Annotated in this window: 21 protein-coding genes; 20 read left to right on the top strand and 1 reads right to left on the bottom strand. The window is 62.5% G+C overall.

What is annotated here, in order from left to right:
• Positions 1-8: 8 nt before the first annotated feature.
• The 15 genes from K6G35_RS09355 (at position 9) to K6G35_RS09285 (ending at position 17394) form a co-directional block, all read left to right on the top strand.
• Positions 9-1112, top strand: a complete 1104-nt coding sequence (locus tag K6G35_RS09355) for a sn-glycerol-3-phosphate import ATP-binding protein UgpC (protein ID WP_008644255.1) — start codon at positions 9-11, stop codon at positions 1110-1112.
• Positions 1109-1846: a glycerophosphodiester phosphodiesterase gene (ugpQ, locus tag K6G35_RS09350; protein ID WP_008644256.1), complete on the top strand. Its 738-nt coding sequence runs from the start codon at positions 1109-1111 to the stop codon at positions 1844-1846. The genes K6G35_RS09355 and ugpQ overlap by 4 nt, the downstream gene beginning before the upstream one ends.
• A 280-nt stretch (positions 1847-2126) precedes the next feature.
• The gene (locus K6G35_RS09345) at positions 2127-4979 is read left to right on the top strand and encodes a 2-oxoglutarate dehydrogenase E1 component (RefSeq protein WP_008644258.1); all 2853 of its coding nucleotides are present in this window, start codon (positions 2127-2129) and stop codon (positions 4977-4979) included.
• 94 nt (positions 4980-5073) lie between these two features.
• Positions 5074-6318, top strand: a complete 1245-nt coding sequence (odhB, locus tag K6G35_RS09340; protein WP_495675601.1) for a 2-oxoglutarate dehydrogenase complex dihydrolipoyllysine-residue succinyltransferase — start codon at positions 5074-5076, stop codon at positions 6316-6318.
• A 125-nt stretch (positions 6319-6443) separates the two neighbouring features.
• Positions 6444-7868 carry a dihydrolipoyl dehydrogenase gene (gene lpdA / locus K6G35_RS09335; protein WP_008647468.1) on the top strand — a complete coding sequence of 475 codons (1425 nt, stop codon included), beginning with the start codon at positions 6444-6446 and terminating at the stop codon, positions 7866-7868.
• Positions 7869-7952: 84 nt separating this feature from the next.
• Complete coding sequence (gene zapE / locus K6G35_RS09330) at positions 7953-9050, top strand: cell division protein ZapE (protein WP_008647467.1); 1098 nt, start codon at positions 7953-7955, stop codon at positions 9048-9050.
• Between the two features lie 146 nt (positions 9051-9196).
• Positions 9197-11782 (top strand): heavy metal translocating P-type ATPase, encoded by a 2586-nt coding sequence (locus tag K6G35_RS09325; RefSeq protein WP_035882351.1) that lies wholly within the window; start codon positions 9197-9199, stop codon positions 11780-11782.
• A gap of 2 nt (positions 11783-11784) precedes the next feature.
• Complete coding sequence (gene ccoS, locus K6G35_RS09320; RefSeq protein WP_008647465.1) at positions 11785-11931, top strand: cbb3-type cytochrome oxidase assembly protein CcoS; 147 nt, start codon at positions 11785-11787, stop codon at positions 11929-11931.
• Positions 11932-12102: 171 nt separating this feature from the next.
• The gene (gene ccoN, locus K6G35_RS09315; RefSeq protein WP_008647464.1) at positions 12103-13551 is read left to right on the top strand and encodes a cytochrome-c oxidase, cbb3-type subunit I; all 1449 of its coding nucleotides are present in this window, start codon (positions 12103-12105) and stop codon (positions 13549-13551) included.
• A gap of 17 nt (positions 13552-13568) precedes the next feature.
• Positions 13569-14234, top strand: a complete 666-nt coding sequence (gene ccoO, locus K6G35_RS09310) for a cytochrome-c oxidase, cbb3-type subunit II (protein WP_008647462.1) — start codon at positions 13569-13571, stop codon at positions 14232-14234.
• Between the two features lie 4 nt (positions 14235-14238).
• Positions 14239-14406 carry a cbb3-type cytochrome oxidase subunit 3 gene (locus K6G35_RS09305; protein ID WP_008647460.1) on the top strand — a complete coding sequence of 56 codons (168 nt, stop codon included), beginning with the start codon at positions 14239-14241 and terminating at the stop codon, positions 14404-14406.
• On the top strand, positions 14403-15317 hold the full coding sequence (gene ccoP, locus K6G35_RS09300) for a cytochrome-c oxidase, cbb3-type subunit III (protein ID WP_008647458.1): 915 nt from the start codon (positions 14403-14405) through the stop codon (positions 15315-15317). The genes K6G35_RS09305 and ccoP overlap by 4 nt, the downstream gene beginning before the upstream one ends.
• Before the next feature lie 55 nt (positions 15318-15372).
• Positions 15373-16902, top strand: coding sequence for a cytochrome c oxidase accessory protein CcoG (gene ccoG / locus K6G35_RS09295; RefSeq protein WP_008647456.1), 1530 nt, complete (start codon positions 15373-15375; stop codon positions 16900-16902).
• Between the two features lie 13 nt (positions 16903-16915).
• Complete coding sequence (locus tag K6G35_RS09290) at positions 16916-17152, top strand: hypothetical protein (RefSeq protein ID WP_008647454.1); 237 nt, start codon at positions 16916-16918, stop codon at positions 17150-17152.
• Positions 17149-17394: a hypothetical protein gene (locus tag K6G35_RS09285; protein ID WP_008647451.1), complete on the top strand. Its 246-nt coding sequence runs from the start codon at positions 17149-17151 to the stop codon at positions 17392-17394. Before K6G35_RS09290 ends, K6G35_RS09285 begins: the two co-directional genes overlap by 4 nt.
• Positions 17395-17477: 83 nt before the next feature.
• On the opposite strand, the gene fnr is transcribed toward K6G35_RS09285, so the two are convergent.
• Complete coding sequence (fnr, locus tag K6G35_RS09280) at positions 17478-18203, bottom strand: fumarate/nitrate reduction transcriptional regulator Fnr (RefSeq protein ID WP_008647449.1); 726 nt, start codon at positions 18201-18203, stop codon at positions 17478-17480.
• Between the two features lie 85 nt (positions 18204-18288).
• Here fnr and K6G35_RS09275 point away from each other — a divergent pair, with 85 nt between their 5' ends.
• From K6G35_RS09275 to nusA, 5 genes are all read left to right on the top strand, one after another.
• Complete coding sequence (locus tag K6G35_RS09275; RefSeq protein ID WP_035882352.1) at positions 18289-19056, top strand: sulfite exporter TauE/SafE family protein; 768 nt, start codon at positions 18289-18291, stop codon at positions 19054-19056.
• Between the two features lie 551 nt (positions 19057-19607).
• Positions 19608-20516: an SMC-Scp complex subunit ScpB gene (gene scpB, locus K6G35_RS09270; RefSeq protein WP_495675600.1), complete on the top strand. Its 909-nt coding sequence runs from the start codon at positions 19608-19610 to the stop codon at positions 20514-20516.
• Positions 20517-20544: 28 nt separating this feature from the next.
• Positions 20545-22428: a 23S rRNA pseudouridine(2605) synthase RluB gene (gene rluB, locus K6G35_RS09265; protein WP_286882151.1), complete on the top strand. Its 1884-nt coding sequence runs from the start codon at positions 20545-20547 to the stop codon at positions 22426-22428.
• Between the two features lie 328 nt (positions 22429-22756).
• On the top strand, positions 22757-23245 hold the full coding sequence (gene rimP, locus K6G35_RS09260) for a ribosome maturation factor RimP (protein ID WP_008650612.1): 489 nt from the start codon (positions 22757-22759) through the stop codon (positions 23243-23245).
• Complete coding sequence (gene nusA, locus K6G35_RS09255; RefSeq protein WP_008650614.1) at positions 23242-24717, top strand: transcription termination factor NusA; 1476 nt, start codon at positions 23242-23244, stop codon at positions 24715-24717. The genes rimP and nusA overlap by 4 nt, the downstream gene beginning before the upstream one ends.
• Positions 24718-24749 lie beyond the last annotated feature (32 nt).

Genomic DNA, 24749 nt, shown 5'->3' with positions numbered 1-24749 from the left:
GTCATTCCATGGCAAAGCTGTCTCTTCGCAACGTTCAGAAAACCTATGCCGGGGGCACGCAGGTCGTGCACGGCATCGACATGGAAATCGCCGACGGCGAGTTCATCGTGATCGTCGGGCCGTCCGGCTGCGGCAAATCCACGCTGCTGCGCATGGTGGCGGGCCTCGAGACGATCACCGGTGGTGAGATCCATATTGGCGACAACGTCGTCAACGATCTGGAGCCGGCCGCGCGTGATATCGCGATGGTGTTCCAGAATTACGCGCTCTATCCGCACATGAGCGTGTACGACAACATGGCGTACGGGCTGAAGATCCGTGGGATGTCGAAGGGCGAGATCGAGCAGCGCGTCAAGCACGCGGCGGGCATCCTGGAACTTGCGTCGCTGCTCGAGCGCAAACCGCGCGCGTTATCCGGCGGACAGCGGCAGCGCGTGGCGATGGGCCGTGCGATCGTGCGCGAGCCATCGGTGTTCTTGTTCGACGAACCGCTGTCGAACCTCGACGCCAAGCTGCGCGTGCAGATGCGGCTGGAGCTCAAGGATCTGCACCGCCGACTCAAGACGACCAGCCTCTATGTGACGCACGACCAGGTGGAGGCCATGACGCTGGCGGACCGCATGATGGTGCTCAATGGCGGCCGGGTGGAGCAGATCGGCACGCCGCTGGAAGTCTATGCGCGACCGGCCAGCACGTTCGTCGCCGGCTTCATTGGTTCGCCGCCGATGAACCTGGTGCCGGTGGCGCGGAACGGAAGCGGGCAGGGCGGGGCGCAAATGCGGGTCCAGCCCAAGGACGGGCAGACGGCGGCAACGCTGGGACATCTGCCGATGGGGCTGCATCTGCCCGAGCAGGCGCTGATGGGATTACGTCCCGAACACATCGAGCCTTGTGCCGTGCATGAGGCAATCGCCGAACTGGATGTGCGGGTGGTAGAAGCGCTCGGCGCGGATTCGTTCGCTTACGGTTCGCTCGGTGGCCAGCCCATCGTGGTCAGGCTCGACAGCCAGATGCAGGTGCGTGCCGGCGACAAGCTGCCGATCACGGCGTCGGCCGAGCATCTGCATTTCTTTGACGTGCAGTCGGGCAAGCGTATCGAGGCTCAGGCATGACGAATTGGCCCTATCCCCGCTTTATCGCCCATCGCGGCGCGGGCAAGCTGGCTCCCGAAAACACGCTGGCCGCGTTTCGGCACGGTGCGTCGTTCGGCTACCGGATGTTCGAGTTCGACGTGAAGCTGTCTGCCGACGGCAAGCCGATCCTGATGCACGATGCGACGCTGGATCGCACTACGACCGGCAAAGGGCGTGTCGATGCGCTGACGCTGGGCGAACTGGCGGCGCTGGATGCTGGCGGCTGGCACAGTCCCGCGTACGCAGGCGAGCCGGTGCCGACGCTGGCGGCCATTGCTCGCTATACGCAGGCCAATGGCTTCATGGTCAATATAGAAATCAAGCCGGTGCCGGGGACCGAGTATCGGACCGGTGCTGCCGTGGCGCTTGATGCACTTTCGATGTGGAAGGGTGCTGGCACGCCGCCATTGCTGTCCTCGTTTTCGGAGGTGGCGTTGGAGGCGGCGCATCAGGTGGCGCCAGACCTCCCGCGTGCCTTGTTGCTGGATACATTGCCTGCAGATTGGCTCGAGCGGCTGCGCCGGCTGGAATGCGTGGCGCTTGACGCCAACCACCGCGAACTCGATGCCGCTGTCATCGGCGCCGCGCATTCAGCCGGGTTCAAGGTGCTCTGCTACACGGTCAACGATCCGGCGAGGGCAGCGAACCTGCTGTCATGGGGGCTGGATGGCTTGATCACCGATGCGGTCGATCAGATCGCGCCACAGTCCTGAACAGTCCGTCTTGTTTTGCATCACGAAAAGTCCCTACGAGTTCTGGGCAAACGTGCTATGCTTCGCGAGTGAAGACTTAGGTCCTTCCCCGCACAACTTGCCCTTTCGGGTCTGGCGGCGAGACCGAAAACTAGCGGCACCTGACAAGGTGCCGTTCGTTCAAGGTGGTAACCGTTGGGCCCCCAAGAGTTGTTTGCAATCCGCTAACCGGTCGAGCCGTGTCGCGGAAGGTTGATGAACCCGCTTAACTCCGGCATTCCCGGAGAATAGTGAGCGCCCCATGATGCAGCAGTATCAAAGCAATTCGTACCTCTTCGGCGGCAACGCCCCCTATGTGGAAGAGCTGTACGAGGCCTACCTCCAGAATCCCAGCTCGGTTCCCGACAACTGGCGCGCGTATTTCGACGCGATGCAGAATGTCCCGGCTGCGGATGGTTCCAACGCCCGCGATATTCCCCACGCACCGATCGTCGCCTCGTTCGCCGAGCGCGCCAAGCAGGGCCCCATCAAGACCATTGTTGCCTCGGCCGATTCCGATATGGGCCGCAAGCGCGTCGCTGCCACGCAGCTGATCGCCGCTTACCGCAACATCGGCTCGCACTGGGCAGACCTCGACCCGCTCAAGCGCCAGGAGCGTCCGCCCCTGCCTGACCTGGATCCGGCGTTCTACGGCTTCTCCGAGGCTGACCTCGATATCGTCTTCAATGCCAGCAACACGTACTTCGGCAAGGAGTCGATGAGCCTGCGCGAGCTGCTCAACAACCTGCGCGAAACGTACTGCGGCACCATTGGCGCCGAGTTCATGTACGTGAGCGACCAGGCGCAGAAGCGCTGGTGGCAGGAGCGCCTGGAAACCACGCGTTCCAAGCCCGTGTTCACGCTGGAGAAGAAGAAGCACATCCTCGACCGCCTGACCGCGGCCGAAGGCCTGGAGCGATTCCTCCACACCAAGTACGTCGGCCAGAAGCGCTTCTCGCTCGAAGGTGGCGAGAGCTTCATCGCCGCGATGGACGAACTGATCCAGCACGCCGGCACCAAGGGCGTGCAGGAAATCGTGATCGGCATGGCTCACCGTGGCCGTCTGAACGTGCTGGTCAATACGCTGGGCAAGATGCCGGCCGACCTGTTCGCCGAATTCGAAGGCAAGCACGTCGACGACCTGCCGGCCGGTGACGTGAAGTACCACAAGGGCTTCTCGAGCGATGTCTCGACGGAAGGCGGCCCGGTTCACCTGTCGCTCGCGTTCAACCCGTCGCACCTGGAAATCGTCAACCCGGTGGTCGAAGGCTCGTCCAAGGCTCGCCAGGAACGCCGCGGCGACGTCGGCCACAAGGAAGTGCTGCCGGTGCAAGTGCACGGCGACGCGGCCTTTGCAGGCCAGGGCGTGGTGATGGAAACGCTGAACCTCGCGCAGACCCGCGGCTACGGCACGGGTGGCACGATGCATCTGGTTATCAATAACCAGATCGGTTTCACCACGTCGGACCCGCGTGACGCCCGTTCGACGCTGTATTGCACGGACGTGGTCAAGATGATCGAGGCGCCGGTGCTGCACGTGAACGGCGACGATCCCGAAGCCGTGGTGTACGCCATGCAGCTGGCCGTTGATTTCCGCATGGAATTCAACAAGGACGTCGTGGTCGACATCATCTGCTTCCGCAAGCTGGGCCACAACGAGCAAGACACGCCGGCCATGACGCAGCCGCTGATGTACAAGAAGATCGGCCAGCATCCGGGTACGCGCAAGCTGTACGCCGACAAACTGGTGGCGCAGAACCTGACCGCAGCCGAGTTCGGCGACGAGCTGGTCAAGGACTACCGTGCCGCCATGGATGCGGGCAAGCACACGGTGGACCCGGTCCTGTCGAACTTCAAGAACAAGTTCGCCGTGGACTGGATGCCGTTCCTGAACCGCAAGTGGACGGACGCTGCCGACACCGCCGTGCCGATGACGGAACTGAAGCGTCTGGCCGAGCGCATCACCACGATTCCCGAGCACTTCAAGCTGCACCCGCTGGTGGAGAAGGTCGTCAAGGACCGCTCCAACATGGGCCGTGGCGAGCAGATGCTGGACTGGGGCATGGGTGAGCACCTGGCCTTCGCTTCGCTGGTGGCCTCGGGCTACCCGGTGCGTATCACCGGCCAGGACGCCGGCCGCGGTACCTTCACGCACCGCCACGCCGTGCTGCATGACCAGGCTCGCGAGCGCTGGGATGCCGGCTCGTACGTGCCGCTGCAGAACGTGTCGGAAAACCAGGCACCGTTCACGGTGATCGACTCGGTGCTGTCGGAAGAGGCCGTGCTCGGCTTCGAATACGGCTACTCGACCGCCGAACCGAACGCGCTGGTGATCTGGGAAGCCCAGTTCGGCGACTTCGTCAACGGCGCCCAGGTTGTGATCGACCAGTTCATCTCGTCGGGTGAAGTGAAGTGGGGTCGCGCATCGGGCTTGACGATGATGCTGCCGCACGGCTACGAAGGCCAGGGTCCGGAACATAGCTCGGCCCGTATCGAGCGTTTCCTGCAGCTCTGCGCCGACCACAACATCCAGGTTGTCCAGCCGACCACACCGGCCCAGATCTTCCACCTGCTGCGTCGCCAGATGATCCGTCTGTTCCGCAAGCCGCTGGTGATCATGACGCCGAAGTCGCTGCTGCGTAGCAAGGATGCCGTGTCGCCGCTGTCCGATCTGGCCAAGGGTCATTTCGAGACCGTGATCCCCGATCACGAGGAACTGAATGCCAGCAAGGTCAAGCGCGTGATCATGTGCTCGGGCAAGGTCTACTACGACCTGGTCAACACCCGCCGTGAGCGCGGTGCCACCGACACGGCGATCATCCGCATGGAACAGCTGTATCCGTTCCCGCACAAGGCTGTTGCCGCGGAACTCAAGAAGTATCCGGGCGCGACCGAAATCCTGTGGTGCCAGGACGAGCCGCAGAACCAGGGTGCCTGGTTCTTCGTGCAGCACTACATCATGGAAAACATGACGGAAGGCCAGAAGCTCGGTTATGCCGGTCGTCCCGCCTCGGCTTCGCCGGCGGTGGGCTACTACGCAAAGCACAACGAGCAACAGAAGGCGCTGCTGGACGCTGCGTTCTCCAAGCTCAAGGGCTTTGTTCTGACCAAGTAATTCGTCGGCACCCGCGGGCCGCGCACAAGGATGCGCGCCGCGGGTCAGCCTACCCGCAACGAAACACACGCATACATCGAGGAATTTTCAAACCATGGCTATTGTTGACGTCAAGGTTCCCCAATTGTCGGAATCGGTCGCCGAAGCGACCATGCTGAACTGGAAGAAGAAGCCGGGCGAAGCCGTTGCTCAGGACGAGATCCTGATCGAAATCGAAACGGACAAGGTTGTGCTGGAAGTGCCGGCACCGTCGGCCGGCGTTCTGTCGCAGATCATCAAGAACGACGGCGATACCGTCGTGGCCGATGAAGTGATTGCCAAGATCGACACGGCAGCCACTGCAGGCGCCGTTGCACCGGCCGCCGCCGCTCCGGCTCCCGCCGCAGCAGCACCGGCCCCGGCAGCCGCCGCCAGCGCTGGCGCCATCGCCATGCCGTCGGCTGCCAAGCTGATGGCCGAGGGTGGCCTGTCTGCTTCGCAAGTGGCTGGCACTGGCAAGGACGGCCGCATCACCAAGGGTGACGTGCTGGCAGCCGGCTCGGCTCCCGCTCCGGCCGCCAAGGCTGCTCCGGCTCCGGCCGCCGCCAAGCCGGCCCTGCCGCAAGTGTCGGCCCAGGTTGACTTCGCTGCGCTGGGCGATCGCCCGGAAGAGCGCGTGCCGATGAGCCGCCTGCGCGCCCGGATCGCCGAGCGTCTGATCCAGTCGCAATCGACCAACGCCATCCTCACCACCTTCAACGAAGTGAACATGAAGCCGGTGATGGATCTGCGCGCCAAGTACAAGGATCGCTTCGAGAAGGAACACGGTGTGAAGCTGGGCTTCATGTCTTTCTTCGTGAAGGCCGCCGTGCACGCGCTGAAGAAGTACCCGGTCATCAACGCCTCGGTGGACGGCAACGACATCGTCTACCACGGCTACTTCGACATCGGTATCGCCGTGGGCTCGCCGCGTGGTCTGGTGGTGCCGATCCTGCGCAACGCCGACCAGATGAGCCTGGCCGACATCGAGAAGAAGATCGCCGAGTACGGTACCAAGGCGCGTGACGGCAAGCTGTCGCTGGAAGAGCTGACCGGCGGTACGTTCTCGATCTCGAACGGCGGTACGTTCGGCTCGATGCTGTCGACCCCGATCATCAACCCACCGCAGTCGGCCATCCTGGGCGTGCACGCCACCAAGGACCGTGCCGTGGTGGAAGACGGCCAGATCGTGATCCGTCCGATGAACTACCTGGCGATGTCCTACGACCACCGTATCATCGACGGCCGCGAAGCCGTTCTGGGTCTGGTGGCCATGAAGGAAGCGCTGGAAGATCCGGCTCGTCTGCTGCTGGACCTGTAATTCAGGCCAGACCTCCGTCTATCGTTTGTCGTCGTCCCCGCGCTTCGCGTGCGGGGACCCGGCCGCCACATCGCCGCCGGACGCCCGCCCTTGCGCGGGCATGACGCACCAGAGAGAAATTTCCCATGAGCAAACAATTCGACGTGCTGGTGATCGGCGCCGGCCCCGGCGGCTATATCGCCGCCATCCGCGCTGCCCAGTTGGGCCTGAACGTGGCTTGCCTGGAAGGCAATGCCTATGACGATCCGAAGGGCGAAGCACGCCTGGGCGGTACCTGCCTGAACGTAGGCTGCATTCCGTCCAAGGCACTGCTGGCTTCCTCGGAAGAGTTCGAGAACGCTTCGCATCACCTGGCCGACCATGGCATCACCGTGGGCGACGTCAAGGTCGACGTGGCCAAGATGCTCAAGCGCAAGGACGACATCGTCAGCAAGATGACGAAGGGCATCGAGTTCCTGTTCCGCAAGAACAAGGTGACCCTGTTCAAGGGCTACGGCAAGTTCACCGGCAAGGCTGCAGAAGGCTTCCAAGTGGAAGTGAACGGCGAAACGCTGACCGCCAAGCAAGTCATCATCGCCACGGGCTCGAAGGCTCGCCATCTGCCGGGCATCGCTGTCGACAACAACCTGATCAGCGATAACGAAGGCGCGCTGAAGTTCGGTACCGTGCCGAAGAAGCTGGGCGTGATCGGCGCCGGCGTGATCGGCCTGGAACTGGGCTCGGTGTGGCGCCGTCTGGGTGCCGAAGTGACCGTGCTGGAAGCGCTGCCCGCATTCCTGGGCGCAGCCGACGAAGGCGTGGCCAAGGAAGCGCAGAAGCTGCTGACCAAGCAGGGGCTGCAGTTCCATCTGAGCGTCAAGGTCGACGAAGTGAAGACCGGCAAGGACAACGTCACGGTCAACTACACCGACAAGGACGGCAAGGCACAGACGCTGGAAGTCGATCGCCTGATCGTGTCGGTGGGCCGCGTGCCGAACACCGACAACCTCGGCCTCGACGCCGTGGGCCTGGGCGTGGACCAGCGTGGCTTCATCGAGGTGGACGATCACTGCCAGACCAAGGTGCCGGGCATCTGGGCAATCGGCGACGTGGTGCGTGGCCCGATGCTGGCGCACAAGGCCGAAGACGAAGGCGTGGCTGTGGCCGAGCGTATCGTTGGCCAGAAGCCGCACATCGACTTCAACACGGTTCCCTGGGTTATCTACACGTTCCCGGAAATCGCGTGGGTCGGCAAGACCGAGCAGCAACTCAAGGCCGAAGGCCGCGAGTACAAGTCGGGCCAATTCCCGTTCATGGCCAATGGCCGTGCGCTGGGCATGGGTGCTTCGGACGGTTTCGTGAAGATGCTGGCCGATGCCAAGACCGACGAGATCCTGGGCGTGCACATCGTGGCCGCGAATGCTTCGGACCTGATCGCCGAAGCCGTGGTGGCGATGGAGTTCAAGGCTGCGAGCGAAGATATCGGTCGCGTTTGCCACCCGCACCCGTCGATGTCGGAAGTCATGCGCGAAGCCGCGCTGGCCGTCGACAAGCGTCAGCTCAACATGTAAGGCATTTGCCTCGCAAAGTGTGAGCACCGGCGCGCCGCCATTCGCGGCGCGCCGTTTTCACTTGCAGCCCCCGGTTGAACCCACATGAACGTCACCGAGTTTTACGAACACGAACTCAAGCAGCGCGGCTATCAGTCTGATGAGGCGCAGCGTCGCGCCGTGGAGCGGCTCCAGCAATGCTATGACGAGTGGGTGGCCTACAAGGGCCGTCGAAACAGCACGCTGAAGAAGCTGCTGGTACACCCCGAGGTGCCGAAGGGCGTCTACATGTGGGGTGGAGTGGGGCGCGGCAAGTCGTTCCTGATGGATAGTTTCTATTCCTGCGTGCCGGTGGTGCGCAAGACGCGGCTCCACTTCCACGAGTTCATGCGCGAGGTGCATCGGGAACTCGAGGAACTGCGCGGCCGGGCAGACCCGCTGGACGAACTGGCGAAACGCATTGCGCGCCGCTTCCGGCTGATCTGCTTCGACGAGTTCCACGTCAATGATGTGGCGGATGCGATGATCCTGCATCGTCTGCTGCAGCAGTTGTTCGAAAACGGTGTGCAGTTCGTGATGACGTCGAACTATCGCCCGGATCTGCTTTACCCGGACGGCCTTCACCGTGATCGGGTGCTGCCGGCTATTGCGCTGCTGCAGCAAAAACTCGATGTGCTCAATGTCGATGCCGGCATCGACTACCGCAAGCGGGCGCTGGAACAGGTGCAGGCCTACCATACGCCGCTGAACCGGGAAGCCAGCGCCGCGCTGCGCGATGCGTTCGTGTCCATCGCGGGCACGGCGGATGAGTCTCCGATCCTGCATATCGAACATCGCGAGATCAAGGCGCTGCGCAAGGCCAACGGCGTGGTCTGGTTCGATTTCGCGACCTTGTGCGGCGGCCCGCGCTCCCAGAACGACTATCTGGAGATTGCGTCACAGTTTCATACGGTGATCCTGTCGGATGTGCCGAAGATGACGCCGCGGATGTCCTCGGAGGCGCGCCGTTTCACCTGGCTGATCGACGTTTTCTACGATCACAAGGTCAAGCTGTTGATGTCCGCCGAGGTGCCAGCCGACGAACTCTATACCGAAGGCCAGATGGCGAACGAGTTTCACCGGACGGTGTCGCGGATCATCGAGATGCAGTCGAGGGAGTACATCGAGTCCGAACGTCGTACCGTCGACACCTCGTTGACCTGACAGGCTGGCAGGGGAGTCTGAGGGCCATTCGAATCGGCTCCCCTGTCTGCACCGCCCGGCCCTGACTCCATTTTTGGAAGTTTGATCTTTATCAAGGCATATGGCGCGCTGGTTACCTAGTATTCGCTGGGTACTAAAAGCGCACTATGCCGTCCCTGCACGCCAGCCCCCTCGCGCCCGATGGAACGTCCGTTCCGTCCAATCCGAGCGCACAACTTGGTTCCGCCGCAGCCCTTGCCTCGGGCACACGGCCTGGGTCGGCGTCTCTATCCACATCCACTGTTCATTGTTTTCATTGCGGCCAGCCTCTCGGGCGCGATGTCACGCCGCTCGTCGCTGATATCGACGGGCAGCGCCGCACGTTCTGCTGTGGCGGCTGCCAGGCGCTGGCACAGACACTCTATTCAGCAGGTTTCGGGCATCTATATAGCGATGTCACGCGATTCGCGCGGCCGATAGATGCCCAGGCGCGGCGCGAGGCGGAACCTGTGTGGGCCGCCTACGATACCCCTGAGCTGCGCAACCAGTTCGTTCGCGAACTGGGCGATGGCCGGGCGGAGATTACGCTAGCACCGGAAAACATCCGCTGCGCAGCCTGTGCCTGGCTGATCGAGCAGCACCTCGGACAACTGGATGGGGTCGAGTCGGCCGTGGCGAACGTGGCTACGCGCCGCGTGGTGGTGCGCTGGCAAGAGAACAAGCAGGGCGTGGCAGGGCTGCTGTCCACGCTGGCCGACATCGGCTACCAGGCATGGCCGTTCGAGGTGTCGCGTGGCGACCAGCACGATCGCCGTGAGCGGCGCGGCCTGCTGATGCGCATGGCGGTGGCGATGCTCGGCATGATGCAGGTGATGATGTATGCATGGCCGCTCTATACGCACGAAGCCACGATCGACCCCGGCCAGCTTCAGTTGATGCGCTGGGCGAGCTTTGCGCTGACGATCCCGGTGGTTCTTTACTCTGCCTCACCGATTTTCGCTGGCGCATGGCGTTCATTGCGGCAACGGCATATGGGCATGGACGTGCCTGTCGCGATCGGTGTGCTGGCTGGCTTCTTCGCGAGCGCTGTGGCAACCGTGCGGGGCGTGGGGGAGGTCTACTTCGATTCCGTGACGATGTTCGTCGCGTTCCTTCTGTTGGCCCGCTATCTGGAGTTGCGTGTCCGGCAGGCCTCGCGCAGTGGCGCCGAGATGCTGGCGCGCCAGCTGCCCGCGACCTGCGAGCGGCTGGTGGAGGCGAGCGGCGTCGGCGAGCGGATTCCGGTTGCGCGACTGAATGCCGGCGACCGGATTCGCGTGAAGGCGGGCGAGATCATGCCGGCCGACGGTGTCGTGGTGGCCGGTGTCAGCGAGATCGACGAGTCGATGCTGACAGGGGAGGCGCGGCCGGTGAAGCGCGCCATTGGTGACACGGTGCTGGCGGGTTGCTTCAATGCCGCCAGTCCGCTCGAGGTGAGCGTGCGCCGGATCGGCGCGCAGACCCGTCTCGCCGAGATCGTCGCCGTGCTGGATCGCGCGCTGGCGGACAAGCCCCGCCTGGCCCAGTTGGCGGATCGCGTGGCCGGCTGGTTTGTCGCCACCCTCTTGATTCTGGCCGCAATCACCGGGCTGGTCTGGGCGATCTGGATCGATCCATCACGCGCACTGCTGGTTACCGTCGCCGTGCTCGTAGTGAGCTGTCCTTGCGCGTTGTCGCTGGCTACTCCGGCGGCGCTGGCCGCTGCTGGCGCGGCGTTGTCGCGGCGCGGCGTGCTGGTGACCCGCGCGCATACGCTCGAAGCGCTTTCGGGGGTCACGGACGTCATGCTCGACAAGACGGGCACGTTGACCGAGGGGCGCTTTGCGCTCGTGTCGACGGAGATCGCGGGCAATCTGGATGCGTCAACTTGCCAGAGTCTTGCCGCCGCCATGGAGCGTGGTGGGGAGCATCCAATTGCCAGGGCCCTGGTTGACGCCGCGACGGACCATGCCGAACGGCTGGTGGCTGACCTGCACAACGTTCCCGGGCAAGGGTTGCAGGCAATTGTCGACGGCCGGTCGATGCGGCTGGGGCGTAGAGAGTTCGTCGCGGAACTGGCACCGGCAGCGGCCGATATCCGCCGCAGTGGCGACCGTTATCCTGGCGCCACCGAGGTCTGGCTTGGTGACACAAGCGGACCGCTGGCGTGTTTCCAGTTGGCCGATGTCGAACGGCCCCAGACTGCCGAGCTTCTGGCTTCGCTGACCCGACTCGGTGTGCGCTGTCATCTGGTTTCGGGCGATCAGCCGGCAGCGGTGCGCTGGTGGGCGGACCGCTTTGGCATCGAGACCGCCGTTGGCGCGGTCACGCCTGAAGGCAAACGCGACTATGTAGCCAACCTTCAACAGCAGGGCGCCGTCGTTCTGGCGGTGGGCGACGGCATCAACGATGCGCCGGTGCTGGCCCAGGCGCAGGTTTCGATAGCGATTGGCAGCGGCGCGCCATTGGCGCAGGCCGGTGCCGATGCCGTGCTGACACACGGCGGCGTGGGCGAGATCGCCAATGCCATCGCCGTGGCCCGCAAGACGCGCCGCGTGGTGCGCCAGAACCTGGGTTGGGCCTTTTTCTACAACGTCGTGGCGATCCCCCTGGCAGCTACCGGACTCGTTACGGCATGGATGGCAGGCATTGGAATGTCCGTGTCGTCGTTACTGGTTGTCGGCAATGCATGGCGCCTGTTGCGCGCCGCGGCGGCGCCGGCCAGGGAGTCCTGAATATGGAAACACTCTATCTATTGGTGCCGATGAGCCTGGTGCTGGTGGCTGTGATCGCCGGGGCGCTGTGGTGGGCATTGCACGCAGGGCAGTACGACGATCTCGATCGCCCGGCGGAAGCAATTCTGCTCGACAACGACAAGCCTTGAATGTCAAGGCATATAGGTGACCGTTGCGGCGAACGCGCATTGACCGGAATTAATGCAAGCAGTTCGCAAGGGATGCTGGTGGCTTGATGAAAGTCAACGCGACTTGTAAGCCGATTTTCTAAAGTCACACCGTCAGTAGGTTTATTTTTACTTTTTGCATTGGGGGTCTGAATGGCTGTCACCACCGCGTCCTCACGCGCCGACACCTTCAACTATGGAGTCGTGCGGCAGTTTGCCGTCATGACCGTGGTTTGGGGGATCGTTGGCATGGCCGTAGGCGTTCTGCTTGCGGCGCAATTGATCTGGCCGGATCTGAATTTCAATACACCGTGGTTATCGTTCGGTCGCTTGCGACCGCTTCACACCAATGCGGTGATCTTTGCATTTGGCGGTAGCGCGCTGTTCGCCACGTCGTACTACGTCGTGCAACGCACCTGCCAGGCCCGGCTGTTCTGCGGCCCGCTGGCGTCGTTCACGTTCTGGGGCTGGCAAGCCATCATCATCGCGGCGGTGATCACGCTGCCGATGGGCATTACTTCTTCCAAGGAGTATGCCGAGCTCGAATGGCCGATCGATATCCTGATCACGCTGGTCTGGGTTGCCTACGCGGTGGTGTTCTTCGGCACGATCATCAAGCGCAAGACCCGTCACATCTACGTGGCGAACTGGTTCTTCGGCGCTTACATTCTGACGATCGCCATCCTCCATATCGTCAACAACATTGAAATGCCGGTGTCGATGTGGAAGTCGTACTCCGCCTATGCAGGCGTGCAGGACGCGATGATCCAGTGGTGGTACGGCCACAACGCGGTGGGCTTCTTCCTGACCACCAGCTTCCTGGGGATGATGTACTACTTCATCCCGAAGCAGGCGGAGCGTCCGATCTACTCGTATCGCCTGTCGATCGTCCACTTCTGGGCGCTCAACTTCACGTATATGTGGGCGGGTCCGCACCACCTGCAATACACCTCGCTGCCTGACTGGGCGCAGTCGCTGGGCATGGTGTTCTCGCTGATCCTGCTGGCTCCGTCGTGGGGCGGCATGATCAACGGGATCATGACGCTGTCCGGTGCCTGGCACAAGCTGCGTACCGATCCGATTCTCAAGTTCCTGGTGGTGGCGCTGTCGTTCTACGGCATGGCCACGTTCGAGGGCTCGATGATGTCGATCAAGACCGTGAACGCGCTGTCGCACTACACGGACTGGACGATCGGCCACGTGCACTCGGGTGCCCTGGGCTGGGTCGCGATGATCTCGATCGGCTCGCTTTACTACCTGATTCCGCGCCTGTTCGGAGAGAAGGAGATGTACAGCACGCGCCTGATCGAGTGGCACTTCTGGATTGCGACGATCGGCGTCGTGCTCTATATCGCCTCGATGTGGATCGCCGGTGTGATGGAAGGCCTGATGTGGCGCGCCACGCAGCCTGATGGCACGCTGACCTATGCGTTCGTCGAAGCGGTCAAGGCAAAGTATCCGTTCTATCTGATCCGTCTGCTGGGTGGCCTGTGCTTCCTGAGCGGCATGATCCTCATGGCTTACAACGTGGCACGTACCATCATTGGCAAGCCTGCGGTTGACGCTCCGATTCCGGCCAACCTGCCGGCTTCCGCCCACTGATCGCCGAGGACCGAACGATGTCTCAAAAACAAGGATTCTTTTCCCACGAAACGCTGGAGAAGAACGTCGGCTGGCTGATCATTGCAACCATCATCGTGGTCAGCATCGCTGGCCTGGTGCAGATCGTGCCGCTGTTCTTCCAGCACTCGACGACCGAGCCCGATCCGGGCATCACACCGTACTCGCCGCTGCGCCTGATGGGGCGCGACATCTACATCCGCGAGGGTTGCGTTGGTTGCCACTCGCAGCAGGTGCGTACCCTGCAGGCGGAGACTGAGCGTTATGGCCATTTCTCCACGGCGGGCGAGTCGGTGTATGACCACCCGTTCCTGTGGGGCTCGAAGCGTACCGGTCCAGATCTCGCGCGTGTTGGCGGCCGTTACTCGGACGACTGGCAGCGGATCCACCTGCGCAATCCGCGTGATGTGGTTCCCGAGTCGGTGATGCCTTCGTACCCGTGGCTGGAGAAGACGCAGTTGCCCACCAACGACATCCAGGCACGCATGCACGCGCTGAAGCGTCTGGGTGTGCCGTACAAGGACGAAGAGATTGCTCGTGCGCCTGAAGAGCTGGCAGGCAAGACGGAAGAAGATGCGCTGGTGGCGTATCTGCAGGGGCTGGGCCTGAATCGCCGCAACGTGCGCGTTGACTCGGCGGCGGCTCCGGCGCCGGCGAAGGAGTGATGCCATGGCGATCGTGACCGCAATTGCAACCGTCGTGTCGATGCTGACGTTCATTGGCATCTGCTGGTGGGCATGGTCGGGCGGCCGCCAGGCCGCCAATCAGGAATCGGCGATGTTGCCGTTTGCCCTGCCTGACGAAACCACAACTACAAGCCGGAACCCACAGCCATGAGCGATTTCATTTCCGATTTCTGGAGTTATTACATCGCGGCCATCGCGCTCATCGGGATCGTCTGGTGTGTCTGGCTGCTGTTTTCCCAACGCAAGATGCCGAAAGGTGTCAGCACCACTGATGACACCGGTCATGTCTGGGATGGTGACCTGCGCGAACTGAACAACCCGCTGCCACGTTGGTGGATGTGGATGTTCCTGCTGGCCTGCATCTTCGGTCTTGGTTACCTGGCGCTGTATCCGGGCCTGGGATCGTACGCCGGTATGCTCAAGTTCTCGACGCAGGGCGAGCTTGCCGCTCACCGCGAGGCCGCCGAGAAAACGCAGCACCAGATCTACGCCAAGTATCTGAGCATGGATATCAAGCAGGTGGCGGCGGATCCTGACGCACGCGAGATCGGCCAGCGGTTGTTCCTGAACTACTGCGCGCAGTGCCACGGTTCGGATGCGCGTGGCAGCCGAGGCTTCCCCAACCTGACCGACAACGATTGGCTCTACGGTGGCGAGCCGGAGACGATCCAGCAGACGATCACCAAGGGCCGCAATGGCGTGATGCCATCGTTTGCCAGCACGATCGATGCGAAGCAGGCCGGCGATACTGCCCAGTACGTGCGTTCGCTGTCTGGTCTGTCGTCGGATCCGATTCGCGCATCGCGTGGCGAAAGCACGTTCAAGTCGACCTGCGCGGCCTGCCATGGCGCCAACGGCAAGGGCAACCAGGCACTCGGCGCGCCGAACCTGACCGACAACACGTGGTTGTACGGCAGCTCGGAAGCGACGATCGTCGACGCGATCCTGAAGGGACATAACGGTCATATGCCGGCGCACGAGGAGATTCTGACGCCTGAGCGCATCCGCATGCTGACCGCATATGTGTGGGGTCTCTCAAATACGGGAGGCGCTGCAAAATGACTAACTGCCCCGGGGCCGGGCGGCGTGCCGCCCACCGGGGCGTGAGGGCAACACGATGAGCGCGCCCCTTAACGCCCCCGATCACTCGGACGATCACGCCTCGAACGATCCGTCTGCAAGCCAGTCGGCGAGCGATCGTAACGGCAACACTTGGCGTCCCGCGCCGCCCCCCAAGGGGGCCGAGACCACCGAGGAAGCGCTGTACGAGGTCCGCCGCAAGATCTATCCGCGCTCGACTTCTGGCGCGTTTTCGAGCTGGCGCGTGTGGCTGGTCATCCTGACGCAGTTGATTTACTACGGAACGCCCTGGCTGCAGTGGAATGATCGCCAGGCCGTGCTGTTCGATCTCGGCGCGCGCAAGTTCTACATCTTCGGTCTCGTGCTGTGGCCGCAGGATGTGATCTATCTCGCTGTGCTGCTGGTCATTTCTGCGCTATCGCTATTTCTGTTCACCGCCATCGCGGGACGCCTGTTCTGCGGCTATGCCTGTCCTCAGACGGTCTACACAGAGATATTCATGTGGATCGAGCGACATGTCGAAGGGGATCGCATCGCGCGGATCCGACTCGACGGCGATCCCTGGAGCCTGCGCAAGCTGCGAATCAAGGCGACCAAGCATGTGCTCTGGGTGCTGATCGCACTGTGGACGGGCTTCACGTTTATCGGGTATTTCGCACCGATTCGGGAACTTGGTAGCGAGGTCCTGCATTTCACGCTAGGACCCTGGCAGAGCTTCTGGATGCTGTTCTACGCATTTGCGACCTGGGGCAACGCCGGATTCATGCGCGAGCAGGTGTGCAAGTACATGTGCCCCTATGCGCGTTTCCAGAGCGTGATGGTCGACCGCGATACCTATGTCGTGACCTATGACGTGGGTCGTGGGGAGCCGCGTGGTAGCCGTTCCCGCAAGACCGATCGCCATGCGGCTGGTATTGGCGATTGCGTGAATTGCAGTATCTGCGTGCAGGTGTGTCCGACCGGTATCGATATTCGTGATGGCCTCCAGTACGAGTGCATCGGTTGTGGCGCCTGTATCGACGCGTGCAATCTCGTCATGGACAAGATGGAGTACCCGCGCGGCCTGATCCGATACACGTCGGAAAACGCCATGCGCAAGTCCCTGACGACATCCGACGCGCGCAAACGGCTGCTGCGACCACGCACGATCATCTATACGCTGATCTGGCTGGTTCTGGCGGCGGGCTTCGTCGCATCGCTGGCAATGCGGTCGCCGATCAAGGTCGACATCATTCGGGATCGCGGCGCGCTGGGCCGGGAAGTGGAGGGCCGCTGGATCGAGAACGTCTATCGGCTCCAGGTGATCAACACCACGGAAGCGCCGATGCGGATTCGCGTGCAGGCTGAGGGCGACGATCTGACTGGACTGACGGTCGAGTATGACAAGTCCGCCGAGGCCATGCAGCCAACGTCCAACCGGTTGTTGCCGATTCGCATTCGCGTGCCGATCGACGATGCCAAGGAGGGCACGCACAAGATCAACGTAACCGTGACGGCGGAGGGCGAGGACGGCCGAGACGCGCATATCAGGCAATCCACGAGTTTCATTGTTCCCCGCAATCTGTGATGCTGAGGGTGAAATGGCAGCAAACAAGGAGAGCGCAATGACATCCCAACAGTCCAAGCCCTGGTACAGGGAACCGTGGCCGTGGCTTTTGATGAGCGGTCCGTTGCTTGCAATTATTGGCTGCGGCGTGACCATCTGGCTTGCCAACACGCATCCGGATTTGCCGATTTCCGGCGTGGAGCGTCATGGCCTGGTCGTGGAGAAAACGGGGGCGGAGCATGTAGCGTCGCCGGCTGCGAGGCGCCCATGAGACTCCGCTGGCTGATGTGGGTACTTTGGCCGGCGTTTCTGATGGGCGGAGCGGCCACCGCCACCGTGTTTTCGGTCGTTGATCCGGGCGATCTCACGTTCTTCGGGCACCAGGTGGAAGCGTCTCGTGAGGCGGTCTACACGATTGGCTTCCTGGTGGCGTGGTTGTTTTGCGCATTGTCCAGTGGGCTGACGCTCTACACCATGCCAACCAAGCTCGAGGAGACCGACGAACTCGAGTAATGGCTCGAGTGCTGGCAGAAAGCAAAACGGCCGCACCGGGAGATCTGCTCCCGATACGGCCGTTTTCCTGGCCACGATGCCCGTTAGCAGTTTCGGCTATAGACCTGCCTGATGCCTTCCATGTCCACGAGTTTCACGTGTCGTTGGCGAATCTGAATCAGGCCGGCTTCGGCGAATCGAGAAAAGAGCCGACTCACGGTTTCGAGCTTGAGGCCAAGATAGCTGCCGATTTCTTCGCGGCTCATCCGCAGCACGAACTCGCTCGACGAGTAACCGCGCATCGACAGGCGCTCGGACATGTTGACGAGAAATGCTGCCAGGCGCTCTTCGGCACGCATCGAGCCAAGAGTGATCAGCATGATCTGGTCCTGCGAGATTTCCTTGCTCATCAGCCTCAGGAACTGCTGCTGGAGAGAAGGCAACGTGCCGGACAGCGATTGCAGGTCATCGAATCGCACGACGCAGACCTCTGTGTCCTCGAGCGCGGTGGCGTCGGACGCATGCTGCATCTCGCTGAGGCCGTCGAGCCCGACGACCTCACCGGGCAAATGGAAGCCGGTGATTTGCGTGCGTCCGTCCTCCATGGTCACGTGGGTCTTCAATGTGCCAAAGCGGATCGCATAGACTGCGGTAAGTGGTTCGCCCATGCGATAGAGCGTTTCGCCCTTGTGAACACGAACGCGTTCCTGTACGAGCGTGTCCATCTTTGCGAGGTCCTGTTGCGACATGCCCACGGGAAGGCAAAGCTGGCCCATGGCGCAAGTGGAGCAACGCGGAGACATCTCGGTGACGGGAATGGAGGTAAGCAATTGATGGTGCTCGCATGAATGCGCTTGCGATGGAGGCGCGATGCAGGCATTTTACAGCGTGATGTGACGCAGAAGCGAGGAACAGTTGCCATTTGGTGTGCTTTTCAGTGTCTTTACACTTGCGTTGCTTGGTGGCGTGCATTGCGCCGCCATGTGCGGAGGAATTGCCATTGCCGTCGAGCAACGGCAATCCGGGGGGGCTGTTGCGGTCGTTAGCCTCGTGCATCGCTCGCGATTTCACTGGTGGCTGGAACTGCTGGTCATGCACGCCGGGCGTCTCACGACCTATGTGCTGCTTGGGGCGCTGATGGGAGCGGTGGGTGCGACAGTCTGGAAGCAGGACTACCTTCCAGTGCAGCGCTGGCTCTATGGCGCGGGCAGCCTGTTACTGGTTCTGACCGGGGTGTGGTTGTTGCGGGGCCGCGTCATGCGTGCAGCATGGCTCGAACGGCTGGCGGCGCGGGCTGCCTCGTATGTCGTCCGGGGCGTCGCGTCGCTGGGCATGCAGATGCCGCTTCGCTTGCGTCGGCACGCGCCCATCATGCGGCGCTATGGGATGGGGTTGGCCTGGGGGCTGGTGCCCTGTGGTATGGTGTATGGCGCACTTGCGCTGGCCTTGTTGGCTGGAAATGCGCCATCTGGAGCACTTGTCATGGCGGCCTTTGGCATTGGGACGCTGCCCAACCTGCTGGTGATCTCGGGTTTGTCGGGCTACCTGCGGCAACTGTCGCGCCGCCCCGGCGTTCGAGTGGGCGCCGCGCTTGTTGTGATCGGTTTTGGGGCGCTGGGTGTCGCACGCGCCGTCTGGCTGCCCGATACGCTGGCCAATCACGGCTTCTGCGTCGTGTTCTAGACTTTTTTGCTGGTTGCAGGGCGGGGCTGGAATGCCATACAATCGCGAAAACCACGGTATCGCGCTCCGATGCGCTCGTGGCGTCGCCGGGGCTGCATTCCCGATCTGGGATGTGTGCCCAGGGGGTCTGGGCAGGTCTGGCTTGCCGGGATCGTCCCCACAGTTCATCCGGTTCACAAGATCTGGTTCCAAAGTCCGATGGGGCTGTGTGGAGAGGTGGCGCTGGTGCCAGGCGAAGTTGCCTGGGCCGATATCGATTGTTTCTTGCCGCCTTGGCGATCTGATTGTCCAGGTGAATGTCCACCCCAAAAGGGAGAGGGTGCGACGCAAGAGGTCCGTTGACTGGCGTAGTCTGTCAGCCCCGGACGATCTCCTGCCGGAACGACCCGGCAATTCGATGCAAAGAAAATGAGGTGCACGGCTCCGCTGCGAAAAGCTGCGAGTTGGCTGCGCGATGAGATGGCGGTGGCTCAGGCCTCGCTGTATCTGCAATCTCCAGTGCTTCAGGATTCGTCCAGAAGCAGGTGCAAAGACAGGCTGCACACAATCACATGAATACCCAAGAGGCGAAGATCGTCCTCGAGACCGCGCTGATCTGTGCGCAGGAGCCATTGCGCGTTGGTGATCTGCGACGGTTGTTCGCCGACGACGTCGGTGCCGACACCATCCGGGTTCTGCTCGAAGAGCTGCGCAACGACTGGCAGCAGCGCGGGGTGGAGCTCGTGGCCCTGGCCAGCGGCTGGCGGTTCCAGAGCCGCCCCGAGATGCGCGAGTTTCTTGATCGGCTCAACCCGGAGAAGCCGCCGAAGTACTCGCGTGCCGTGATGGAAACGCTAGCGATCATCGCGTATCGCCAGCCGGTGACGCGCGGTGACATCGAAGAGATCCGGGGCGTAACGGTCAGCACGGAGGTGGTCAAGAAGCTTGAGGACCGGGACTGGATCGAAGTCATCGGTCACCGGGACGTGCCTGGTCGCCCCGCGTTGTATGCAACGACCAAGGCATTCCTGGATGATCTTGGTCTGCGCTCGCTGGATGAGTTGCCGCCGCTCGAGGATGCCCAGGCCCAGGCTCAGGCGGCTCTGCTGGATCAGCAGGCCATCGATTTCGAAGCGGTCGCGACGGCGAATCCGCCTGCTGGTGACGAGGAGGCCTTTTCGGAGGCCACCGTAGAAGTGGCTGAGACGGGTGAGCCGGCAGTTGAGCAGTTGTCGGTCGAGCCGCAATCCGAAGATCTGTCCGGTGGCGCGAGCGATGCCGCCGGCAATGAAAACGAACAGAACGACAGCGTCGCGCAGTTGCCCGAGGGTGATGGGCAAGGCGATGACGCGCCGGTGGCTCTGGCCAACGGATTCCATGTGGACACAGAGTCTTCCTCGCAGGAAGACGCCGCAGTTCCGGCCCCCGACGGTGATATGCCGCTGGCGACCGAGGACGACGACGAGCGCGTGTCCAACTGAACAACATGCAACATCGATAGTGAATACTTTGTCTGATTCCGCTGAGCAAGACGTCCGCCAGCCGGACGTGCCGGGCGACACCGGCGCTGCCCCCGAGGGTAACGGCGCCGAAGGCGCGCCCCGCCGCAAGGGGCTGCGCCGCGGCCTGCGCAATCTAGTGGCTTCCCGTCGCCAGTCGGCGCAGGACCGCGATGGCCGGGAAACGGGGCGCGACGATGCCGAGCCCTCGTCGTCTGGCGAAGGCGGCGATGCTTCGCCGGCCGCTGCCCCCGCGCGTGGCCGCGGGCGTCGCAAGCCGGCGCCGGCCGCCGATACGCAAGCAGTTGCCGGTGCCGAGGAGGCAGGTGGCGACGCGCAGCCGCGATCGGATCAGTCCGCGCAAGGGGCTCGCAAGCGCCGTCAGCAGCCGCAACGCAAGGCTGCGCTGGTAGATGGCGACAACAAGCCAGCCTCGCAACAGCCGGGTCGCCGTAACAAGGGCGGTCAGCGCAAGGGTCAACAGCCTGGTGGCAAGCCGGGTGCTGACAGGGGCGACCAGCGTGTCGAGCAGCGCCAGGGCGACAAGCCCGGTCGGCAAGCCGGCAAGGGCGGCGCGAAGCCTGCTGCCGGTGGCGAGGATCTGTTCCGCTTCGTGATTTCCGAGCAGTTCGATCAGGAAGACACGATCGTGCCGCGCACCAAGGCCAAGCCGGTGCGCGAACTGTCCGCTGACGACGACGCGCCCAAGCTGCACAAAGTCCTGGCGGAGGGTGGACTTGGCTCGCGCCGCGAGATGGAAGAGCTGATCCTGCAGGGGCGTGTGTCGGTCAATGGTCTGCCTGCCCACATCGGCCAGCGTATTCTGCCGACCGACCAGGTCCGCGTGAACGGCAAGCTGATTCACCGCAAGGTGACGACCAAGCCTCCACGCGTGCTGCTCTATCACAAGCCTTCCGGTGAGATCGTCAGCCAGTCGGATCCGGAAGGCCGTCCGACCGTTTTCGATAGCCTGCCGCGCATCAAGAACGGCAAGTGGGTCGCGGTCGGCCGCCTCGACTTCAATACCGAAGGGCTGTTGATTTTCACCACGTCGGGCGATATTGCGAACCGTTTCATGCACCCGCGCTATGGCGTGGAGCGCGAATACGCAGTGCGCACGCTGGGCGAACTGGCCGAAGCCGATCGTCAGCGACTGCTGCATGGCATTCAGCTCGATGATGGCGAGGCAAACTTCCTGCGGATCGCCGATGGCGGTGGCGAGGGTGTGAACCAGTGGTATCACGTGGCGCTGACCGAAGGCCGTAACCGCGAAGTGCGTCGCATGTTCGAGGCCGTTGGTCTGACCGTGTCGCGCCTGATCCGCACGCGTTATGGTCAGTTCCTGCTGCCGCGCGGCTTGAAGCGCGGTCGCTGGCAAGAGTTGGATCCGACGGATGTGCGCGGCCTGATGGCCAACATTGGACTGAAGGCGCCGTCCAAGGAAGCCCAGAGCGGCGGCAAGGGTGTGACGAAGGTTGGCGGCCGCAAGCAGCGCGAAGAAGCAGCGCTGGCGGGCATGCCGATGCACACCGGCATGGATGGTCTGCCGCGCTACGAGAAGAGCGGTGGCCGGGGTGGTAATGCCGGGGGTGCGGGCCGTGGGCAGCCTGACCCGATGCAGACCTCGATGGGATACATTCCGTCCGGCCCTGCGCCGCTGACATCGCACACGACCAAGTTTGGCGGCGGGATGGGCGGTGGCCTGCGAGGCCCCGGCGCCGGTGGTGGTCGCGGCGGGCGGGGTGGCAAGGCCGGAAACGCTGGCAATGCGGGCAACGCAGGTGGCAATCGCCAGCGTCGCGGCGGCGGCGAGGTCAATGGAAATGTGATGCCAAAGGCCGCCAAGGGTGCGGGAGGCGGTAGTCGCCGTCCGCGCGGCCGAGGTCAGCGTTGATTGACGGATCGGGCGGTGCCGGCAATGGTCGGCAATCGCCCTGATCCGGAGCGGAACCTCGGAGGCTTTTGCCTTTTGGACATAATCCGCGTATAATCAAAGTCTATTCAAAAGTATCATCCTCGGCGAGGATGGGCGAATGATGGGCATTGCGCCCATTTTTTTTTGGTTCGCCCGTTTGTACTTGCGGCTGGTTTTCGTCACATGGCGGGCCGGCAGGATGATTGGGCAGGCAGGACGGTTTGCAGGTCGCGTCGAGCATCAATTCCGAGCGTATTGCGTTGTCCGGTGTCTGCCACAGTATTGAAGGCCACTACTCGGGATTACAGTGCATCTGGCAGATTTGATCGAAACCACCCTTATCGGCATGGGCTACGAGTTGGTTGAGCTTGAGCGTGCCCCGGCCGGACTTCTGCGTGTCTACATCGATCAGCCTGAAACTGGCATCGTCATTGAGGATTGCGAGAAAGTCAGTCGCCAGCTCACTCACGTGCTCACTGTGGAGAACGTTGATTACGAGCGCCTCGAAGTGTCGTCGCCAGGCCTGGACCGGCCGCTGAAGAAGTTGGCCGATTACGTTCGCTTTGCCGGTGCTGAGGTCAGGGTTACGCTGCGCCTGCCGGTCAATGGCCAGAAGAATTTCGTGGGCATCCTGTGTGAACCCGCAGGAGACGCTGGGGCCGAGAAGATCGGCCTGGAGTTCGAAGGCAAGGACGGTCCGGCACTGCTGGAATTCGCCATATCCGATGTCGATCGCGCACGTTTGGTGCCGGTGATCGACTTCAAGGGAAATCAAAGAAAAGGGAACAAGCAATGAGCCGCGAAGTTCTGTTGCTCGTCGATGCGCTAGCTCGCGAAAAGAACGTCGACAAGGATGTGGTTTTCGGTGCACTGGAGGCGGCTCTCGCCTCTGCCACCAAGAAACGTTTCGAGGAGGACGTGGATATTCGCGTCCATATCGACCGCGAATCCGGTGAGCACGAGACGTTCCGCCGCTGGCTCGTCGTTCCTGATGAACAAGGTCTGCAGGAGCCGGACAAGCAGATCCTGCTGTTCGAGGCACGTGAGCAGAATGCCGATATCCAGCTCGACGACTACATCGAAGAGCAGATCGAGTCGGTCGAGTTCGGCCGTATCGGCGCGCAGGCGGCCAAGCAGGTCATCCTGCAGCGTATTCGTGACGCCGAGCGCGAGCAGATCCTGAATGATTATCTGGATCGTGGCGAAAAGATCATGACCGGCACGGTCAAACGCGCCGACAAGAAGGGCCTGATCGTCGAGTCGGGCCGCGTGGAAGCGCTGCTGGCACGTGACCAGATCATTCCGAAGGAAAACCTGCGCACCGGCGACCGTGTGCGCGCGTATATCCTCAATGTGGACCGCGCCGCGCGTGGCCCGCAGATCGAGCTGTCGCGTACCGCGCCTGAGTTCCTGATCAAGCTCTTCGAGAACGAAGTGCCTGAAATGGAACAGGGCTTGCTGGAGATCAAGGCTGCCGCACGCGATCCGGGCGTGCGCGCGAAGATCGCCGTGGTGGCGCATGACAAGCGAATCGATCCGATCGGTACCTGCGTGGGCGTGCGTGGCACGCGCGTGACGGCCGTGCGTAACGAGATCGGCGGCGAGGCCGTGGACATCGTACTGTGGTCGGAAGATCCGGCGCAGTTCGTCATCGGTGCGCTGGCGCCGGCACAGGTGCAGTCGATCGTGGTCGACGAAGAGAAGCACAGCATGGACGTGGTGGTCGACGAGGAAAACCTCGCCGTCTCCATCGGCCGCAGTGGTCAGAACGTACGCCTGGCGTCGGAGCTGACCGGCTGGCAGATCAACATCATGACGCAGGAAGAATCGGCGCAGAAGCAGGCCGAAGAAAGCGAAGTGGTGCGCAAGCTGTTCATGGCCAAGCTGGACGTGGACGAGGAAGTGGCGGACATTCTGATCGAGGAAGGATTCTCCTCGCTGGAAGAAGTGGCCTACGTGCCCATCAGTGAAATGATGGAAATCGAGGCATTCGACGAGGACACCGTCAACGAGCTGCGCAATCGCGCCCGCGATGCGCTGCTGACGATGGAACTGGCCCGGGAAGAAAAGGTGGAAGAGGTGTCGCAGGATCTGCGCTCGCTCGACGGCCTGACGCCCGAGCTGATCGGCAAACTGGCCGAAGGCAACATCCACACACGCGACGACCTGGCCGAGCTGGCCGTGGACGAACTGGTCGAACTGGCCGGCGTGGGCGAGGAAGAAGCCAAGGCGCTGATCATGAAAGCACGGGAACATTGGTTTAACTGAGGGACACGTCCGGGGTGAAGCCTGGACGCGCT

It is taken from the genome of Cupriavidus sp. HY129 (genome assembly GCF_059492215.1).
This window is presented reverse-complemented; position numbering and strand designations above follow the sequence as displayed.

Coding starts and splice junctions, on each gene's coding strand:
- K6G35_RS09355 (WP_008644255.1), top strand. CDS start 9: ATGGCAAAGCTGTCTCTTCGCAACGTTCAGAAAACCTATGCCGGGGGC.
- ugpQ (WP_008644256.1), top strand. CDS start 1,109: ATGACGAATTGGCCCTATCCCCGCTTTATCGCCCATCGCGGCGCGGGC.
- K6G35_RS09345 (WP_008644258.1), top strand. CDS start 2,127: ATGATGCAGCAGTATCAAAGCAATTCGTACCTCTTCGGCGGCAACGCC.
- odhB (WP_495675601.1), top strand. CDS start 5,074: ATGGCTATTGTTGACGTCAAGGTTCCCCAATTGTCGGAATCGGTCGCC.
- lpdA (WP_008647468.1), top strand. CDS start 6,444: ATGAGCAAACAATTCGACGTGCTGGTGATCGGCGCCGGCCCCGGCGGC.
- zapE (WP_008647467.1), top strand. CDS start 7,953: ATGAACGTCACCGAGTTTTACGAACACGAACTCAAGCAGCGCGGCTAT.
- K6G35_RS09325 (WP_035882351.1), top strand. CDS start 9,197: ATGCCGTCCCTGCACGCCAGCCCCCTCGCGCCCGATGGAACGTCCGTT.
- ccoS (WP_008647465.1), top strand. CDS start 11,785: ATGGAAACACTCTATCTATTGGTGCCGATGAGCCTGGTGCTGGTGGCT.
- ccoN (WP_008647464.1), top strand. CDS start 12,103: ATGGCTGTCACCACCGCGTCCTCACGCGCCGACACCTTCAACTATGGA.
- ccoO (WP_008647462.1), top strand. CDS start 13,569: ATGTCTCAAAAACAAGGATTCTTTTCCCACGAAACGCTGGAGAAGAAC.
- K6G35_RS09305 (WP_008647460.1), top strand. CDS start 14,239: ATGGCGATCGTGACCGCAATTGCAACCGTCGTGTCGATGCTGACGTTC.
- ccoP (WP_008647458.1), top strand. CDS start 14,403: ATGAGCGATTTCATTTCCGATTTCTGGAGTTATTACATCGCGGCCATC.
- ccoG (WP_008647456.1), top strand. CDS start 15,373: ATGAGCGCGCCCCTTAACGCCCCCGATCACTCGGACGATCACGCCTCG.
- K6G35_RS09290 (WP_008647454.1), top strand. CDS start 16,916: ATGGCAGCAAACAAGGAGAGCGCAATGACATCCCAACAGTCCAAGCCC.
- K6G35_RS09285 (WP_008647451.1), top strand. CDS start 17,149: ATGAGACTCCGCTGGCTGATGTGGGTACTTTGGCCGGCGTTTCTGATG.
- scpB (WP_495675600.1), top strand. CDS start 19,608: ATGAATACCCAAGAGGCGAAGATCGTCCTCGAGACCGCGCTGATCTGT.
- nusA (WP_008650614.1), top strand. CDS start 23,242: ATGAGCCGCGAAGTTCTGTTGCTCGTCGATGCGCTAGCTCGCGAAAAG.